This window comes from Amphibiibacter pelophylacis (assembly GCF_037688875.1).
GTDB classification, from domain to species: domain Bacteria; phylum Pseudomonadota; class Gammaproteobacteria; order Burkholderiales; family Burkholderiaceae_C; genus Amphibiibacter; species Amphibiibacter pelophylacis.
On the sequence record NZ_JAWDIE010000045.1, the window covers coordinates 1 to 726 of the forward strand.

Annotated in this window: 1 protein-coding gene; it reads right to left on the reverse strand. The window is 55.6% G+C overall.

Features of this window, described 5'->3' with window-relative positions; translation table 11 throughout:
• Positions 1-726 (reverse strand): IS5 family transposase (locus RV045_RS14315; protein WP_423236468.1); only part of this gene is annotated, 726 nt, incomplete at both ends.

Sequence of the window (726 nt, forward strand, 5' to 3'; positions counted from 1 at the left end):
TTTGCGATAATTGAATTGGCATTTCAGTACCCGAAATGGGAACTCGACCTTGGACCGGATACCCGACTTGACCTTTTCAATCCGCTCTCGAAGCTGGTCCAGCTCATTGTTCGGATCCAATGTCTTACGCACACTGCGCATCATCGCGATATGCCATATCACTTCAGGAGGCGCATCGGACCGTTTCTCAACGCCCCGGTATCCCGCGTCACCCAGCGCACGCTTCTCATCACCGTGCAACAGGCTGTTTCCCTTCGTCACATCATGCTCATTGGCGGCAGTCACTTGCAGCGTGTGAACAAGCCCCGAATCCTCATCCGATCCCGTGTGCGCCTTCAACCCGAAATAATACTGATTGCCTTTTTTCGTCTGCTTCATCGCTGGGTCACACGCCTTGTCCTTGTTTTTCGTCGAAGGCGGGGCGGCAATCAGCGTGGCATCGACCACCGTGCCTTCGCGCAGCATCAACCCCTTGTACTGCAATAGGTTGCGCACCAGCGCGAATATCTTTTTGCCCAGATTGTGCTTTTCCAGCAGGTGGCGAAAGCGCATGATGGTATTGGCATCGGGCGAGCGTTGGCCCGCCAAGCCACAGAAGCTGCGGTATAACGGGATATCGTCCAACGCTTCTTCCATGGCCTGGTCGGCCAGTCCGAACCACTGCTGCATAAAATGGATGCGCAGCATAGCCGACAGCGGGTATGGTGGGCGTCCGTTGAGCCCCTC